Genomic DNA, 18,369 nt, shown 5'->3' with positions numbered 1-18,369 from the left:
ATGGATCCGGCCCCATCCCCCGACCACATCTGCGCTGATCTCATCGCTCTCGGCCTGAGCGCCGACGCCTCCTCGCGGCGACGGACCGAATATGCGTACGACGCGTCGAACTATCGGCTGCGTCCACTGGTCGTGGTGTTCCCCCGCAGCGCTGTCGATGTCGCGGCGGTGGCGGCGTACTGCCACCGAAACGGGCTCACGCTGACCGCACGTGGTGGTGGGACGGGCATGGGCGGGAACGCGATCGGCGCCGGCGTCATCCTCGACTTCTCCCGCCATCTGAACCGAACACTGGCCGTCGATGCCGAGAACCGAACAGCGGTCGCCCAGGCCGGCATCGTCCTGACCACGCTGCAGAGCGAGGTGCGCGGCGCCACCGGCGGATCACTGACGTTCGCCCCCGACCCGTCGAGCCAGTCCCGGGCCACACTGGGCGGCGCCATCGCCAACGATGCCTGCGGCAATCATTCGGTCCGCCACGGCCGCACCACCGACCACGTCGAATCCCTCGACCTGGTCACCGCGGACGGACTGCAGCTGACCGCCACCCGCACCGGCCTGATCGCGACCGACCCGGCCGACGCCGTCGCCGCCGACCGCGCCGCCGAACTCTCGACACGGCTGCGCGAGTTGACCTCGTCGAACCTGGGCGCGATCCGCACCGAGATGGAACGCATCCCGCGTCAGGTCTCGGGCTACCACCTCGGCAAGCTGTTGCCGGAGAACGGTTTCGACGTCGCCCGGGCCCTGGTCGGAACCGAGGGAACCTGCGCGATCGTGGTGTCGGCGACCGTCCGGCTGGTCCCGTCGGCCACCCGCCCGCTGTTGCTTGCACTGGGCTATCGCAACGTGGTCGACGCCGCCCGCGACGTCCCCACGCTCCTCGAGTTCGCCCCGTCGGCCATCGAAGGCATCGACGAACGCATCGTCGCGACCATGCGGGCCCGGCGCGGCGACGACGCAGTCGCGGGACTGCCCAGCGGAAACGCCTGGCTCTACGTCGATCTCGATGAGGAGAGTGCGTTGAAATGGTCGAGCTCCGCCTCCGGCTTCGTCTCCGAGGGCCCGCAGGAAGCAGCTCTGGCGTTGTTCGACAAACTCCGCGCCAACGGACGTCTCGTCGACGGACGCACCGTGCCCGATCCGACGCAGCGGGTCTCGCTCTGGCGGATACGCGAGGACGGCGCCGGCCTGTCGTCGCGGCTGGTCGACCCCGAAGACGTCGCCCCCGAAGAAGGTGGGCACGGCGGCGCCTACGAATCCTGGCCCGGCTGGGAGGATTCCGCGGTGGCGCCGGAGAACCTGGCCGAGTATCTCGAGGGGTTCGAGCAACTCCTCGACCGGCACGGACTGACCGGTGTGATGTACGGGCATTTCGGCGCCGGCTGCATGCATGTGCGGATCACGTTCGACCTCCGCAGCGCCGCGGGCCGCGCCACGATGCGCAGATTCTGCACCGAGGCCGCAGAACTTGTTGTCGCGCATGGTGGTTCGCTCTCCGGTGAGCACGGCGACGGTCGGTCACGTTCGGAGTTCCTGCCGATCATGTACTCCCCCGAGCTCATCTCGGCGTTTTCCGATTTCAAGCAGATCTGGGATCCGGCCGGGATCCTCAACCCCGGCAGCATCGTCGACCCCGACCGGATCGATGACAACCTGGCCCTGGCCGATGTCCCGGACCGGCACTGGAAGACCATTTTCGATCTCGGGACACCCGAACTCTCCGACGGCGGCAAACCCGGCCTCGACCCGTTCGTGCACGCCGTCCAGGGATGTATCGGCGTCGGGCGATGCCGCACGACGTCCGGTGGCGTGATGTGCCCGAGCTACCGTGCCACCGGGGACGAAAAGGACTCCACCCGGGGCCGGGCCAGGGTGCTGCAGGAAATGGTCCGCACCGCCCCCGACATCAAGTCGGGGTGGCGCGACGAGGATTCCCGGGAGGCCCTCGACCTGTGCCTGTCCTGCAAGGCCTGTTCCACCGACTGTCCCGTCGGCGTCGACATGGCGACGTACAAGTCGGAGTTCTTCTCCAACTACTACCGCGGTCGGCTACGTCCCCTGTCGCACTACTCACTGGGGTGGATGCCGGCCTGGCTGGGGGCCGCCGCCCCGCTGGCACCAATGATCAACCGGGCGCTGTCCGGCCCCCTGGCCGGTCTCGCCGCCCGCGCCGGCGGTGTCGATCCCCGGCGCACCATGCCCACGTTCGCCCGGCGAAACACCGTGCGGGACGGCATGTCCGGGCTGCGCCCCGACCCGGCAGCCGACTCCGTCCTGTTCGTCGATTCGTTCACCAAGGCGTTTCGGCCGCAGGTCGCCGCGGCCACCGCGGGGGTGCTCGGCAGCGCCGGGCGGACGGTCAGTTGCGAGGCCGACAACTGCTGCGGGTTGACCTGGATCTCCACCGGTCAGCTCGGGCGGGCCCGTAAGGTCTTGGCGCGCACCGCCGATGCCCTCGACGACGGCACCGACCGGCCGATCGTCGTACCCGACCCCAGTTGCGCTGCCGCCCTGCGCAAGGACCTGCCCGAACTCGTCCACACCGACGCCGCCAAGCGGGTCGCCGGCCGCGTCCGCAGCTTCGCCACCGAGGTCGGGCACCTCCTCGACGGGGGATGGCAGCCGACCGTGCCGCTGCCGGCCGAGGTGACCGTGCAGACGCACTGCCACGAGTACGCGACCTTCGGGCCCAACACCCAGCAGTCGGTGCTACGCCGCCTCGGGGCCACCACCATCCACCAGGCCGACGGATGTTGCGGCGTGGCAGGCAACTTCGGATTCGAGAAGGGCCACTACGAGGTGAGCATGGGTGTCGCCGAGCAGGCGCTGGCACCGGCCCTGCGCACCCACGCCGATCACACCCCGGTGCTGACCGACGGATTCAGTTGCGCCATGGCGGTCCAGCATCTCGCGGCCACCGACGCGACCGTGCCCGATGTGCAGTCGGTACATCTGGCCGAGCTGCTGCACCCCGCACCGGCACGACCGAACGGCGGCACCCAACAACAACCACGAGGAGGTAGACCATGGCGACGTCACCGGTACTGAGGACGGATCGAAAGGCCCTCGCGGCCGGCCTGATCGGATCACTGCCTTCCGGACTGTTCATCGACGGACAGTGGACACCGGCAGCATCCGGCGAGACCTTCGAGGTCGAGAATCCGGCCACCGGTCAGGTGATCGCGCAGGTGGCCAACGGTGGTGCGGCCGATGCGACGGCAGCGATCAATTCCGCCGCCCGGCATCAGAAGACCTGGGCCGCCACCGCGCCCCGCGAGCGTAGCGAGATCCTGCGCCGCGCCTACGACCTGATCCTGGACCGCACGGACGAGCTGGCGCTGATCATGACCACCGAGATGGGCAAGCCGCTCGCCGAGGCCAAAGGTGAGGTGGCCTACGCCGCCGAGTTCTTCCGTTGGTTCTCCGAGGAGGCCGTCCGGATCGACGGCGGCCACACCACCACCGGTGACGGCAAGAATCGGATCATCGTCACCAAAGAGCCCGTGGGACCCTGCATCCTGGTCACGCCGTGGAACTTCCCGCTGGCGATGGGTACCCGCAAGATCGGTCCGGCGATCGCCGCCGGCTGCACCATGGTCTTCAAACCCGCTGAACTGACACCGCTGACGGCGCTGGCCCTGACCGAGATCCTCACCCTCGCCGGACTTCCCGACGGTGTCCTGAATTTGGTGACCACCGATGCGCCCGGCCCCGTCGTCGAAACCTGGATGGACAGCGGACTGGCCCGCAAGGTCAGCTTCACCGGATCCACCCAGGTCGGCAAACTCCTGCTGGAGCAGGCCTCCCGGACGGTGATGCGCACCTCGATGGAACTCGGCGGGAACGCGCCGTTCATCGTCTGCGAAGACGCCGACCTCGACAAGGCCGTCGACGGGGCGATGATGGCGAAGATGCGGAACATGGGTGAGGCCTGCACCGCCGCCAACCGGATGTTCGTGCACCGCAGCGTCGCCGGCGAGTTCGCCGCGCGACTGGCCGCGAAGATGGGCGCGCTGCGGGTCGGCGACGGCGCCGAGGACGGCACCGACGTCGGTCCGTTGGTCGAGCAGAAGGCCATCGACAAGGTCCGCGAGCTCGTCGCCGATGCCGTCAGCCGCGGTGCCGAGGTGCTCTGCGGCGGAGAGGCATCCACGGATGCCGGCTACTTCTACCCGCCGACGGTGCTCTCGGGTGTCGACCGGCGCTCGGCCCTGATGGGGACCGAGATCTTCGGCCCGGTGGCGCCGGTGATCCCCTACGACACCGAAGACGAGGTCATCGAGCTGGCCAACGCCACCCCATGGGGTCTGGTCGGATTTCTGTTCACCCAGGACATCGACCGCGGACTGCGGATGTCCGCGGGTCTGGAGGTCGGGATGGTGGGCCTCAACACCGGCCTGGTGTCCAACCCGGCGGCACCGTTCGGCGGCGTCAAACAATCGGGACTCGGCCGCGAGGGTGGGCGGGTCGGTATCGAGGAGTTCCTCGAGATCAAATACCTCGCCATTCCACGAACCTGACGGCCCGTTGGCGGAAATCCCCCGCCTGCAGGATGATTCGACAGCAGAAGGAGGTGTGACCAGATGTACCTCGGATCCCAGTTGTTCAGCGACGCCGAATACCAGACCCGGCTCGCCGGGGTGCGCACCCTGATGGACCGGCAGGGTCTGTCGGCGATCATCGTGACCGACCCGGCGAACATCTTCTATCTCATCGGATACAACGCCTGGTCGTTCTACACACCACAGATGCTGTTCGTCCCGATGGACGGGGACATGGTGTTCTTCGCACGAGAGATGGACGCCCACGGCGCCCACCGCACCACCTGGTTGCCGCCCGATCAGATCGTCGGATACCCGGAAAGCTATGTCCACCGGCCGCACGTGCATCCGTTCGACTGGGTCGCGTTCGCGCTGCGCCAACGGCATCTCATCGCCCCGGCATCGCGGGGCGGCTCGGTGGGACTGGAGATGGATTCACACTTCTTCTCCCCCAAGGCCTATCGCGCGCTGGTCAATGCCATCCCCGAGTGGAAGCTCGTCGACTGCTTCGAACTCGTCAACTGGGTGCGCTCGGTCAAGTCCGATGCGGAGATCCAGTTGATGCGCCAGGCCGGGATGGTCTGCTCGGAGGCGATGCGCGCCGCGATCGACACCATCGACATCGGGGTACGTCAATGTGATGCCGCAGCGGCCATCTCGCAGGCCCAGATCACCGGCACCGATCAGTTCGGTGGTGACTATCCGGCGATCGTCCCGATGATGCCCACCGGCGCCGCCGCCGACACCCCACACCTGACCTGGAATCAGTGGACGTTCATCAGTGGTGAGGCGGTGGTGGTGGAACTGACCGGCGCCCACAACCGCTACCACTGCCCACTGGCCCGCACGGTCTCGTTGGGTCCGGTCAACAAAGACGTGGACTACGTCGCGGGCGCCACCGCCGAAGGTCTGAACAATGTTCTCGACGCCATCGCGCCGGGTGTTGCCACCCGAGAACTGGCGTCGACCTGGAACTGGACCCTGGCCAAGTACGGCCTCGAAAAGCATTCCCGGCTCGGTTATTCCATCGGTATCGGATATCCCCCGGATTGGGGTGAGCGGACCATCAGCATTCGCACCGAGGACGAAACGATCCTCGACGAGAACATGACCTTCCACATCGTCTGCGGCATGTGGATGGACGGCTACGGATTCGAACTGTCCGAATCGGTACGCGTCAGCGCCACCGGCGTGGAAACATTCACCAGCTTCCCCAGAGAACTGATCAGGAAAGCGGGCTGATCGGAAAGTGAGAGGAAAACGCATGACCGCAACAGGACTCCCCCTCGCCGGGGCACGCACATTTCCACTCGCCGACCGGGCCAAAGATCTGGTCGGGTCGATGATCGACTCGTCGACGTCCCTGCTCGCCGCCCAGAAGCATGACATCGTGCGATTCGCCATGGGCTCGCCTGCGGACGAAGCAGTACCGGCCGACGAGTTCCGCGAGATCGCAGGCAGCATCCTCGATCACACGTCGTTCACGTATGGGGCGTCCGAAGGCGAGCCGCGGTTGCTCGACCTGCTGGTGAAATATCTTGCCGGCACACCTGATCCGGCAAGTGAGGATCGATTGGTCATCACCACCGGCGGCATGCAGGGACTCGACCTGGCCTGCAAGCTGTTCGTCGATCCGGGCGATCTGGTGATCACCGAATCACCCACGTACACCAACGGCAGTGCCACCGCGTTGTCGTACGGTGCCGAACTGCTGGAGGTCCCGGTCGACGACGAGGGCATGCTGGTCGATCAGCTCCCCGACCTCGTCGCCCGCACCGGGCGCACCCCCAAGGCCATCTACACGATCCCCAACTTCCAGAATCCCTCCGGCGTGACGTTGTCCCTCGAGCGTCGTAAAGCACTGCTCGAACTGGCCCACAAGTGGGGCGCGGTCATCATCGACGACGATCCCTATGCGCTGCTTCGCTTTTCCGGCCAGGACATCCCCACCTTCCGGACCCTGAGCCCGGACGACCCGTTGTTGTTCTCGGTGCGGACGTTCTCGAAGATCCTGGCTCCCGGGTGGCGCGTGGGCTGGATCGACGCGGACCCGGCCCTGCGCCAGTTGCTGATCAACGGCAAGCAGGCGATGGACACCTGCACCAATGTCCCGAACCAGCACATCGTCGCCGAGTACATTTCGCGCGGTGGTCTCGATGCCCATCTGGTCTCCCTGCGCGGCCTCTACCGGATTCGTCGCGACGCCATGATCTCTTCTCTCAACCAACATCTGGGAGAAGACTTCTCGACGACCAACCCGGACGGCGGCTTCTTCCTCTGGGTCACCCTGGCAGGCCGATACGCCGAGGTCGACACCCGCGAACTCTTCGAGATCGCCCTGGCGCAGGGCGTGGCCTTCATCCCCGGGCCGGCTCTGTCCCCCGGCGGTCATTTCCGCAACGCCCTGCGGTTGTGTTTCGCCTCCAGCACCCCCGAGCGCATCGACGTGGGGATCCGGCGCCTGAAGAGCGCGCTTGACCTGGCAGTGTCCGCTTCGTGAACGAGGCGGCCGTACTCGAGCTGATCGACGAGTCGGAACTCGTTGCTCTCACCCGGTCGCTGATCGATGCCGGTGGTGAGAACCCCGGAGGGACCGAGGCCCAAACCGTCGCGGTCCTCGGCCGCGCCTGCCAGGAACGAGGATTCACCGTCGAGACCCGGGAGGTGGCGCCGGGTCGTCCGAATCTGACTGCCACGGTTCCGCACTTCGGGGATCGGCCCGGGTTGATGTTGCTGGGCCACTCGGATGTCGTACCCGTCGGCGACGGATGGACCCGGCGTCCGTTCGGCGCCGGTGTCGAGGACGGGCGCGTCTACGGTCGGGGTGCCACCGACATGAAGGGCGGACTCGCGGCTGCGGTGATCGCGATGGCCGCACTCACCCGGTCCGGGGTGCACCTGCCCGGTCCGGTCCAACTGGCCTGCACCGTCGACGAGGAAGATCTCGGGATCGGGATCCGCGACTTCGTATCTCAGGGTTCCCGGTACCGGTTCGCCGGCTGCGTGGTCGCCGAGCCCACCGACCTCGAGACCGTCATCGCCTGCCGCGGGGCGTCCTACCTCGAGGTCCGGATCAGCGGCCGCGCAGCCCACTCCGGCCGCCCGGCCGATGGCCGCAACGCCATCGACGCGGCCGCGGCGGTCATCGATCTGGTTCGGACCGATCAGCGGCGGCTACTGGCCAACCCCGACCCGCTGCTGGGGTCGGGCACCTGGAACACCGGGCTCATCGAAGGCGGGCAGGGCATCTCGGTGGTGGCACCGAGCGCCACGGTGAGTTTCGACCGCAGACTGATGCCCGGTGAAGACGCCTACGACATCGCGAAGTGGTTGCGCGGAGCGATCAGCGACGCCGGAATCGACCGCGACGGCATCACGGTTGATGTGAAGGTGACGATGGCGATGCCGGGATTCCGTACCGAACGCGACCATCCCCTCGCGAGCCAGGCCGCCGGCGCCGTCACCGATGCCGGCGGCCACACCGCGATCACCGGGTGGACCGCCGCCTGCGACGGTGGCTTCATCCACCGCGATCTCGATATCCCCACCATCGTGCTCGGGCCCGGAGGACTCAACGACCAGGCCCACCGCCCCGACGAGTCGGTCTCGATCGCCGAACTGGTGATCGCCGCGAAAGCCTATGCACTCCTGGCATTACGGATGCTCTGACGAGACAATTTTCGGCACGCTGAACGGCGTTTTCGGCACGCTCGACGGATCCACCACCGAGCGGGCCGAAACCACCGCCGACCGGGCCGAAACCACCGTCGAGCGGGCCGAAATCACCGTCGACCGTGCCTTAAATGTCGTCGTGGCTCAGGGCACTTCGGGGAAGTTCACGATTGCGAGGTTGAGCGGGAGTTCGCCGGTGCGGGATTCGGGTGCGGCCGGCTTGCCCTGCAAGAACGTTCCGGTCAGATAATCGTCGGCGTCGGCGATCTGTTGCGGCGCCACCTGCCCGTCATAGTCGAAGCTCTTGAAGTTGTACGGCAGCGAATCCGATCCGAGAAGGCTCGGTCCGTCCATGAGCTGAAAGTGCAGATGCGATGCGTTGGCGTTGCCGGTGTTACCCAGCTTTCCGATGACCTGGCCTTCGGTCACCTTGTCGCCGGCCTTCACCGTCACCGATCCCGAGATCATGTGGGCGTACATCGCGTAGACGCCTCCACCGAGATCGAGGATCACGTGATTCCCGTCGACGTTCTCTGCGGTCAGCTTTGCCGCCAGCGTCGGGTCGCTCGCAGGCAACACACCCGGAGCGTTCGCCTCCATACCGTCGAGGATTGACACCACGGTGGCGTCGGCGACGGCGAGGATATCGGTGCCGTAGTCGACGTAGCTCTCGTTGCTCGTCTTGTCGCCCGTGTAGAACTCGCCCTCGTCGTTGACCCGCTTCCAGTCGATCGCGAAACGCTGACTGTTGTTCAGTTTCCCGTTGAACGACGACAGCGAACTGCGGTGCGGGAAGCCCGGCTCGCAGCAACCGTTGAGGGCAATCCAATTGGTCCCTCGCAATGGTGGAGAGATGGCCGGGACTGTCTGTGTGGACAGCGCAACGGGTGTTGTCAGGTAGTCGATGGGCCCCGGTTGCCCGAAAGCCGGTGAGGCCGCGCCCGTCCCGTACAGGTGGTGCAACAGCGCCTTCGGGGCATCATCGAGCGAGTCCAGCACAAAATCGATGAACAGGACGCGACTCTCCTGCGGCGGGATCGCGGTGTCGTCGACGGTACCGGCCGGCAGGTCCCGCAGTCGATTGCAGTCCCCGTAGTCGCAGTTCGGGTCGACCAGCGCAGTTCCGGAAAAGCTTGCGATCACCTTGGTCGGATCGGAGCCGTCCACGACATCGAACTTGTCGAGGGTGGCCGGCACCGCGGTGGCATTGGTGAGCTGCAGATCGTAGGCGACGTGGTACTTGCCGTCCGTTCCGCGGAACGGAAGCGGCGAGTTCCCGATGGTGTCCAAAGTGATTGCGGTGAACGCGTCCGGCACGGTCACACCGGGTACGGAACCGGCCGGGGGCGGCGCCGACGCACCGGTCGAATCACTGCCGGAGTCCGACGAGCAGCCGGAGGCGACCAACGCGATCGAGACCACGAGCGAGGCAATGACAGTGGGGACACGGGTGACTCTCACGACTGACTCCGATTTCTAGAAGTTGGCCGAAACATACCAGTTGGCGTTCTCGCTGAACGAAAGTCACCCAGGTACCCCGATGATGCTGATCCCATACACAGAAAACGGGGCTCGATCACCGACCGGCGATCGAGCCCCGTAGCGAAACCTTCAGTCGCTCAAACCGAATCGGAGGTTAGCTTTCGCTCGGCGGCCGTTTCGCCTCCGGGAACCTCGGTTCCACGGATCGAATATCCCGCGGTTTCCCGCAGGAACGGCAGCGCGATCATGCCGACGACACAGGCCAGCATCATGTAGCCGGCCGGGAACAGTTCCCACCCGTCGTTGGCCGTCACGGCATCGTTCACCAGCGGCGCGGTACCACCGAACGCGGCTGTGGCCACGTTGTACGAGATGGCGAATCCCGCGTACCGAACCTGCGTGGGGAACATTGCCGGGAAGGTCGCCGAAATGGTCGCCAACTGCGGGACGTACAAAAGCCCCAGCACCAGGAAACCGATGATGGCCCACGCCAAACCCTGCGCCATCAGCCAGTACATCGGGACTGCGAACACGAACAGGCCGATCAGCGAACCCCACCACATGGGTTTTCGGCCGATCTTGTCCGACCAGGCCCCAAAGAACGGAATAAAGGCCATCATCGCGAGCTGGCCGACCAAGATGACGATCGTGCCGGCCGTCTCGGACATCCCGAGGGTGGTCTTCAGGTAGGTCGGCTGATAGGCGAGCAACGTGTAGTTGGCCACGTTGAGCGCGATCACCAGACCGAACATCACCAGAATCGGCTGCCAGTAGTTCGTCAGCAGGTCCTTGAATGCCTGCCACGCCGAGCCCTCGATCTGGTTCTTGTTCTCCATCTCGATGAACACCGGGGTGTCGTTCATCTGATTTCGCAGATACAGGCCGATCAGCCCCAACGGCAGGGCGAACAGGAAGGGCACCCGCCACCCCCACTCGTACATCTGATCGTCGCTGAGGAACAAGTCCAGGACCAACACGAACGTGGTACCCACCACATACCCGCCAAGGGTGCCGACCTCGAGGAAGCTGCCGTACTTTCCTCGCTTCTTATCCGGCGCATACTCAGCCATGAACGTTGCGGCGCCGCCGTATTCACCACCGGTCGAGAAGCCCTGGACCACCCGCAACGCGATCAGCAGGACGGGAGCCCACACGCCGGCCACCGCATGGGTCGGCAGCAGGCCGATCATGGCAGTGGCGCCCGAGATGAGCAGGATGGTCATGGCCAACACTGCTTTTCGGCCGATCCGATCCCCGATCGGTCCCCAGATCATGCCACCGAGCGGACGGAGCACGAACGAGATGGCAAAACCGAGCATCGTGCCGATTGTGCCGATATCGCCAGGAAAGAAGGCCTGGGTCAGATAAGTGGTCGTGGTGGCATAGACGCCGTAGTCGTACCATTCGGTCGCATTACCGATGGCGGATGCCCCGATTGACTTGCGTAGAAGCTTCTTGCCTTCCGGTGATTCCGGATCCGGAAACCCCGGCGGTACTTCGGACGATGCCATTTTAACATTTGGGCTCATTGATAACTCCTCAAATCTGAAGACACCCAATCGATCTCGATGTCTTCGATGCCCACAAGAGAAATCTGCTTCCATGTGCTTGAAAGCAAAAGAACGTTCTTGTCTTCTGTGACATCCTCCTAAAGGGGTTGATCAGCGCCAGTCGCTGGATCAGGTATGCGAACCCGGTAGCGGATTCACGGGCACATTGGGACTCGGATCGAGGGCGGCACCGGGAAAATGCGACTCCGCACCCGGTTCGGAAATGATCCGGTTCAACCCGTCGCGCATGTGATCGATCATCACTTCATCGGCAAGCTTCATGTCACGGGCCTCGATCGCCTCGACGATTCGGCCATGTTCGGCGATCCGTTCCTGCGCCGACACATAGGTTCCGCGCATCGCCCCCAGGCACATGCGGGTCTCCACCAGGATCGTCTCGTGCAGTCGCGACAGACGCGAACTGCCGGAAAGTTCGACCAGTGCATGGTGAAAAGCCATGTCCGCATCCGCGATCTGCGGACCGTTCGGATCGTCGACATATCGCGCCATGTCGGCGACGCAACCGGCGAGAACCACTGCCGCCTCATCGGGGGTTCGCAGGATCACTTGCTCGAGGGCGGCCCGCTCCACAGCGGTCCTCGCGACGTACATGTCACGGATGTCGTCGTCGTCCATGGTGATCACGAACAACCCGCGATTTCGGTGGCTGACCAGTAGACCCTCCTGCGTGAGCCGCTGCATGGCTTCCCGAAGCGGTCCACGGCTCACCCCGAGGTCGGCGGCGAGCCCGGATTCGGTCAGCTGGAAGCCAGGTGGAAAGTCACCGTTTGCAATGGCGCTGCGCAGCTGACGTGCGATGATGGCCGGGGTCGACTCCTGGACCAGCGGTTCGAGGATCCGGGAGCGGATTGTGCGTTTGCGCACCCGGTCAGCCGGATTCATTGAATCCACTCTTGATCACCCCACCTCACACGCACCACCCACCGCTTTGGTAGATTGTCAACAATCAACGGTATCAGATCAGATGGGGAGCGACCCAGACCGGCACCGGCAGGTTGTTCCGACCACGACCGTCGCAGGCCTCCGAGCGCAGCACTGAGCTAAGCTGATCATCTAACTCAAGGCTTGAGCGATGATCGGAAATGATTGTGCCAGAGGATCTTCAACGCTCCCCAGACCCGGCGTACGCAGTCCTGGCGAACGCGATCCGCAAGCGCATCATCTCGGGTGAACTGCAGCCGGGAGCACGCCTGCCGACAGAAGCCGAACTGCGCAGCGAGTACGGTGTCGGCCAGAGCACCGTTCGCGAGGCAATTCGGTCGCTGGCCAGCCAGAACCTCGTCCACACCACTCGGGGCGTCACCGGCGGTACCTTCGTATCTGTTCCCACCATCGACCACATCAGCGCTCACATCGAAACCGGCGTCACACTCATGACCGCCGCATCGGCCGTCACCGTCGACCAACTGATGGAGGTGCGAGCGCTCATCGAGGTCCCCGCCGCCGGCGTTGCGGCCTACCGGCACACCGAAGCACAGCTGGAAGAACTACGCGCCACCATCTTCGATCCGACCGGGACCATCGGCCCGGAGACGTTCACGAAAAACCAGGGCTTTCACCTGGTGATCCTGCGCGCGGCCAACAACCCGTTGCTCGAACTGGTCACCGCCCCCGTGTTCCGGGTCCTGGGAAGCAGATTCGGCCGGGAATCGGCCCCCGAAGGTTTCTTCACGTGTGTCGCCGACGACCACGGAGCGCTGCTCGACGCCTTCGAAAGACGCGATTCGATCAGCACGATGAACCTCATGCGCCGGCATCTCGACCACCTCGGCGACGCCTACAAGCAGATGGATCTGCTGCTCACCGATCCCGATCGGCCTACGCGTTGAGGCTGATCGTCTACTCGTTCATCCTCATCACATTGAGCGGCGGCACTTTTCGCTGCCATCCGATCTGATCCTGAAGAGACTGCGCCACTGCGAACAGCACCTGTTCGCCACCCCGGGCGGCAGTGAGCTGCGCGCCGATCGGCATACCCGAGGCCGGATGAACACCGACCGGAATACTCAGCGTCGGTCCGTCGTGCAACGACCACGGATAGCTCAGTTGACCCAGTCGTCGCGACTGTGCGATCACATCGTCGCCACCGACGATGTGCGGGACGTCGACCGGAAGTGTTGGTGTCAGAACAACATCGACTTCGGCGAAGTACTCACGCATCGCACCGTGGAAATCAATCCGACGGGCAAGAGCGTGCTCTTTCGCCGTCGCCGAGATCACCAGCCCCTGTTCGATACGTTCGCGCGTTGCCTGCTGGAACTTCTCTGGATCATCCCGCAGCCGCGCCCGATGCAGGTCGGCGAGATCGGCGTAGACGATCGTGTAGACGATGTCTTGCGCATCTTCCATACCTACCAGCTGGTCACGAACAACGTTGTGTCCCAAGTCTTGGAGTATCCGTCCGCTGGCCGCGACCGCCGCCAGTATCGCGGGATCGATGTCGTCGGTGATGAACGGGACGGGCATCGCGATCCGCCATCTGTCCGGCAGGGGGACATCGGCGGTCGGCACCAACACGTCGAAGACCGCCTTGACCTGCTCCACCGACCGGGCCAGTGGTCCGACGGTGTCGAAAGACGCACTGACCGGATAGATTCCGGTGGTATCGATGAGCCCGAGCGACGGTCGCAACCCGACGACCCCGCATGCGGAGGCCGGCAACCGGATCGATCCGCCGGTGTCGGTCCCGAGCGCCACATCGACGAGGCCGGCGGCCACGGCAGCTCCCGAGCCACCACTGGAACCAGCAGGTACCCGCGCGGGGTCCCACGGATTGCGAGGGCCGCCGGCTGCCGAGTTCTGTGATGTCACCCCGACCGCAAATTCGGCCATGTTCAGGGTTGCGGTGATCTGCGCACCGGCAGCACGCAACCGCGGCACCACCGCCGCATCCGCGGTCGCCACTCGATCTGCGAAAAATACTGACGCGCAGGTAGATCGGACGCCCGCGACCTCGATATTGTCCTTCACCCCGATACGCATACCCGCGAGCGGGCCGTCGACATCGGGTGTCGGATCAATCCAGGTGATCACCGAATTGACGGTGTCGGTGATCGAAGGGGCCTCGCGGGCGGTGCCGGCTTCGTCGCCGGCACCGCCCTGCGAGAGATTCAGCTCGCCACCTTGGCATCGCGCAGTGTGGCGGTCGCCGCGTCGTCGACAACCCACTTCTCGGTGTCGACGACAACGCCGTAGTCGCGACGGGCTTCTTCGGCCGTGAGGTACTCGTCCCAGACGTCCGACAACACCGCGAAGGCGTCCCGTTCGAAAGGATCACCGAATCCGCCGCCGGAGGGCATCTTGATCTCGAGGGTCTCCCCCGCCCGGATGACTTCCTGGGTGACCTTGGAGTACAACACCTCTTCCCGATCGGTCCCCGGGTTGCGGGTGAACGATCCGGACGTTCCGTTGAAGCCACCGAGGGCTCCGGCGGGTGGGTCGTTGCGGTTGTCGGCTTCCGAGCCGAGGAACGTGTCGGTCTCCATCAGCCACGTACGCACGCTGCCGATGCCACCGCGCCACTTGCCCGGCGCCGGGGCCTCGTCGCGGAGTTCATAGCGCTCGGCACGCATCGCGTGGTTGAGCTCGAGTTCCTCGATCGGGTTGTTCCGGGTGTTCGCCATCAGCGTGTCGACGGCGTCCATCCCGTCCTTGCCGTTGCGCGCACCGTAGGAGCCCTCGTTGATCTCGATGTAGACCCAGTACGACTCACCGTCGGCGGCCACACCCGAATAGGCGATGGCACACAGCGCAGCCGACGAACCGGCGATCGCCCGGTCCGGAAGTACCGGCGCCAGTGCGAGGTTGATCGAGTCGAAGATCCGGTTGACCTGAGAGAACCGCGCAAAACACGATGCCGGGAAGTCCGGGTTGAAGATCGTGCCCTCGGGCGCGTATGCCTTCACCGGCCGGAAGCAGCCGTCGTTCTGCGGGACGAACTCCTCGGTCAGCTCCTCGTCGAGCAGGATGGTCCGGATTGCGCTGACCGCCACCGGCAGCACCGAACCCTCGAACGGGACGTTGAAGGCCGTGGGGACCTGCGGGTTGGACCCGGTCAGGTCGATCAGGACGTTGTCGCCATCGACCTGCACCCGGACCGCAACTGCCACCGGTTCGCCGCGATTCTTGCCGTCATCGTCGAGATAGCCGACGGGAGCCTCGTAGCTGCCGTCGGGGATCTCGCGGATCTTGGCGCGCAGCATGGACTCCGAGTAGTCCATCCACCGCTCGGCAGCACTCATCACCACGTCGAGGCCGTACTTCTCCAGCAGCTCGACAAAACGCTTCTCACCGATGCGCGAGCAGGCGATCAACGCTTCGAGATCGCCGCGGTTCTGTTCGGGGGTGCGGACGTTGTCCAGGATGTGCTGGATCAGCATCTCGTTGCGGACGCCGGCGTCATAGATCTTCATCGAGTCCATGAGCTTGCCCTCGGCCCAGACGTCGACGACATCCATGCACAGGCCCGGGAAGTTGCCGCCGATATCCGAGACGTGCCCGGTGCAACCGGCGAAACCGATGTGCTGACCCTCCCAGAAGATCGGGATGACCACACCGTAGTCCGGCGAGTGCGCCGCACCGTGGTACGGATGGTTGTGCAGGACAACATCACCCGGGTTGTACGTGCCGGCCAGCTTGCGGTTGATGCCGCGGATGTAGGCCGGGATCGAACCGCAGTGCATCGGGGTCGAATCCGATTCGCACAGTTCACGTCCGTTGACATCGAAGATGCCGGCACCGAGGTCCTCGGATTCCCGGATCAGGCTGGAGTACGCCATCCGGTAGAGCACCTGGGCCATTTCCTTGGCCATCGAGTTCAGGGCACCGCCGATCACGCGCAGGGTGATCGGGTCGACCTCGACATCGTTCCAGGTGCGGTGGCCCTCAGCTGCCAGCGAGACACCGGTTTTGGGCATCAGGGTCTTGGCCATGTCAGGAGTTCCTCTCGATGATGATGTGCCCGACGGCGTCGACCGTGGCCCGCTGGCCGATGCCGACAATGGTCGTCGAGTCGAACTGTTGCACGATCGCCGGACCCTCGAACACGTTGCCCGCCTTCAGCAGTGCGCGTTCATAGATCGGTGTCTGCACCCATTCGGGGTCGGCGTTCTCCGACTTCCAGAACAGCGCCCGGGTGGTGGTGGCGATCGCGGCGCTGGCGTCGGCGTCACCCTTTTCGATCTCGGCGATACGTACGTGCTCGACCGCACCGACACCGGTCACGCGAATGTTGACCAGCTGCACCGCTTTGTCGTCGAACCGCTGCGAGTACGTGCGTCCGTGCGCTTCGTGGAACGCCTCGGCCGTTGCTTTCACCCACGCCTCGTCGATGTCGCCGTCCGGCGCGATGACGCGGAGTTCGTAACCCTGTCCCACATAACGGCAGTCGACACTTCGCTCCAGCGAGATGTCGTCGTCACTGATGCCGTCGGCCTTCAACTGGGCCACCGCGTCCGTCGCCAGGCGGTCCATCTGGGTGCGGAGCAGCTCGAGATCAGGCTCGTCCGAGGATGTCCAGACCGTGGTCGGCACCTCGTACCGGATGTCGGTGGTCAGCAGTCCCACCGCAGAGGTGATGCCGGGGTGACCGGGGATGATCACGCGTGGGATGCCGAGCTGGTCGGCGATCTGCCATGCGTACAGCGGTCCGGCACCACCCTCGGCGATCAACGAGAAGTCGCGTGGGTCATACCCTTTGCGCACCGAGTGCAGGCTGATGGCCTCGGTCATCGAGTGGGCGAGGATCTTGAAGATGCCCATCGCGGCGTGTTCGACGTCCGAGCCGAGCTTGTCGGCGATGTGGGTCTTGACCGCTTCGGTGGCCAGCTCGGGCTTGATCGCCATGGTCCCGGACAGGAAGCTGTCTTCCCGCAACCAGCCCATCACGACCATGGCGTCGGTCGATGTGGGTTCGGTACCGCCGCGGTTGTAGCAGGCCGGTCCGGGCACGGCGCCGGCGCTGCGGGGACCGACCCGGAACATGCCGCCCTCGTCGATGGTGGCGATCGACCCGCCACCGGCGCCGATGGTGTCGACCTCGGCCATCGGGACCATCGCGTGGTAATCGCCGACCTGGGTGTCGAGCAGGTGCTTCATGCGCAGCTTGCCGTCGGGTGCCACACCGATGTCCGCGGACGTGCCGCCGACGTCGAGGGTGATGACGCTGGGATAACCCGACGCCTTGCCGATCGCGCAACCGCCGAGAAGACCCGCAATAACGCCGCTGGTCAGCAGCGACACCGGAATGTCACTGGCGCTGCGCGAGGTGACCAGGCCTCCGGCCGACGTCATCAGGTGCACGTCTTCGCCGACCTGTGCGGCCTTGGCCTTGGCAGCGAGGTTCGCGATGTACGTCGAGGTCTTGGGACCGACGAACGCATTGAGTGCGGTGGTGGAGAACCGCTCGTACTCGCGGTACTGCGAGGCGACCTCGCTGGAGAGCGAGATGAACACACCGGGGTACTCCTCGGTGATGATCTCCTTGACGCGCTGCTCGTGTACCGGGTTGCGGTAGGCATGCAGGAAGGCGACCGCGATCGCCTCGACACCGCGTTCGCGCAGGAGCCGGGTCTCCCGCCGGACGGCGTCCTCGTCGAGGGGCGTCAGGATGTTGCCTGCGGCGTCGATCCGCTCGGCGACGGTGCGGCGGTTGCGACGCGGCACCAGCTGCCACTTCTGCCAGGGCAGATCCTGGTAATTCGAGTAATTCAGGGGCCGCTTCTTGCGGGCGATGTGCAAGATGTCGCGGAAGCCGTCGGTGGTGATCATGCCGACGTCACTGCCGTTGTGTTCGAGAACGATATTGGTCGCCACGGTGGTGCCGTGAAAGAACATCTCGATATCGGACGGGACGAGCCCCGCACGCTTGGCGAGTACCTCGATACCGTCCATCGTCCCGATCGAGGGGTCGTGGTTGGTCGACGGCGTTTTGTGCACGGTGACGTTTCCGTCGTCGTCCCACAGCACGAGGTCGGTGAACGTGCCACCGACATCCACTCCAATACGTTTCATGGAAATCCATTCTCTCAACTGCGCTCACCGACCACGCCAGGGCTGGATTCGGTCTCGTCTCTGCATGCGAACCAGAGTCCAAAACCGAA

12 protein-coding genes are annotated in these 18,369 nt (G+C 65.0%); 6 read left to right on the top strand and 6 right to left on the bottom strand.

Features of this window, described 5'->3' with window-relative positions; translation table 11 throughout:
* The 5 genes from AC51GR_RS01335 to AC51GR_RS01315 all read left to right on the top strand — a co-directional run bounded on the left by AC51GR_RS01335 (position 1) and on the right by AC51GR_RS01315 (position 8,213).
* Positions 1 to 3,051, top strand: coding sequence for an FAD-binding and (Fe-S)-binding domain-containing protein (locus AC51GR_RS01335; RefSeq protein ID WP_496322831.1), 3,051 nt, complete (start codon positions 1 to 3; stop codon positions 3,049 to 3,051).
* Positions 3,030 to 4,523, top strand: coding sequence for an NAD-dependent succinate-semialdehyde dehydrogenase (locus tag AC51GR_RS01330; protein WP_496322830.1), 1,494 nt, complete (start codon positions 3,030 to 3,032; stop codon positions 4,521 to 4,523). Before AC51GR_RS01335 ends, AC51GR_RS01330 begins: the two co-directional genes overlap by 22 nt.
* Before the next feature lie 63 nt (positions 4,524 to 4,586).
* Positions 4,587 to 5,786: a M24 family metallopeptidase gene (locus AC51GR_RS01325; protein ID WP_496322829.1), complete on the top strand. Its 1,200-nt coding sequence runs from the start codon at positions 4,587 to 4,589 to the stop codon at positions 5,784 to 5,786.
* A gap of 22 nt (positions 5,787 to 5,808) precedes the next feature.
* Positions 5,809 to 7,044: an aminotransferase-like domain-containing protein gene (locus AC51GR_RS01320; RefSeq protein ID WP_496322828.1), complete on the top strand. Its 1,236-nt coding sequence runs from the start codon at positions 5,809 to 5,811 to the stop codon at positions 7,042 to 7,044.
* Positions 7,041 to 8,213, top strand: coding sequence for a M20 family metallopeptidase (locus AC51GR_RS01315; RefSeq protein ID WP_496322827.1), 1,173 nt, complete (start codon positions 7,041 to 7,043; stop codon positions 8,211 to 8,213). The genes AC51GR_RS01320 and AC51GR_RS01315 overlap by 4 nt, the downstream gene beginning before the upstream one ends.
* A gap of 147 nt (positions 8,214 to 8,360) precedes the next feature.
* Here the strand turns inward: AC51GR_RS01315 and AC51GR_RS01310 are convergent, their stop codons facing one another.
* From AC51GR_RS01310 to AC51GR_RS01300, 3 genes are all read right to left on the bottom strand, one after another.
* Positions 8,361 to 9,677, bottom strand: a complete 1,317-nt coding sequence (locus tag AC51GR_RS01310) for a M23 family metallopeptidase (RefSeq protein ID WP_496322826.1) — start codon at positions 9,675 to 9,677, stop codon at positions 8,361 to 8,363.
* Between the two features lie 158 nt (positions 9,678 to 9,835).
* Entirely contained in the window at positions 9,836 to 11,227 is a 1,392-nt protein-coding gene (locus AC51GR_RS01305) for an MFS transporter (RefSeq protein ID WP_496322825.1), read from the bottom strand.
* Positions 11,228 to 11,377: 150 nt separating this feature from the next.
* Complete coding sequence (locus tag AC51GR_RS01300) at positions 11,378 to 12,151, bottom strand: GntR family transcriptional regulator (RefSeq protein WP_496322824.1); 774 nt, start codon at positions 12,149 to 12,151, stop codon at positions 11,378 to 11,380.
* Positions 12,152 to 12,351: 200 nt separating this feature from the next.
* Here AC51GR_RS01300 and AC51GR_RS01295 point away from each other — a divergent pair, with 200 nt between their 5' ends.
* Entirely contained in the window at positions 12,352 to 13,098 is a 747-nt protein-coding gene (locus AC51GR_RS01295) for a FadR/GntR family transcriptional regulator (RefSeq protein WP_496322823.1), read from the top strand.
* Between the two features lie 10 nt (positions 13,099 to 13,108).
* Here the strand turns inward: AC51GR_RS01295 and AC51GR_RS01290 are convergent, their stop codons facing one another.
* The 3 genes from AC51GR_RS01290 to AC51GR_RS01280 form a co-directional block, all read right to left on the bottom strand.
* On the bottom strand, positions 13,109 to 14,302 hold the full coding sequence (locus AC51GR_RS01290) for an amidase (protein ID WP_496322822.1): 1,194 nt from the start codon (positions 14,300 to 14,302) through the stop codon (positions 13,109 to 13,111).
* Between the two features lie 77 nt (positions 14,303 to 14,379).
* Positions 14,380 to 16,200 (bottom strand): hydantoinase B/oxoprolinase family protein, encoded by a 1,821-nt coding sequence (locus tag AC51GR_RS01285; RefSeq protein WP_496322821.1) that lies wholly within the window; start codon positions 16,198 to 16,200, stop codon positions 14,380 to 14,382.
* A 1-nt stretch (position 16,201) separates the two neighbouring features.
* On the bottom strand, positions 16,202 to 18,280 hold the full coding sequence (locus tag AC51GR_RS01280) for a hydantoinase/oxoprolinase family protein (RefSeq protein WP_496322820.1): 2,079 nt from the start codon (positions 18,278 to 18,280) through the stop codon (positions 16,202 to 16,204).
* Positions 18,281 to 18,369: the final 89 nt, after the last annotated feature.

It is taken from the genome of Williamsia sp. z71, assembly GCF_059553375.1.
The sequence above is the reverse complement of the archived record's forward strand: the minus strand, read 5'-3'. Positions and strand labels throughout refer to the sequence as shown.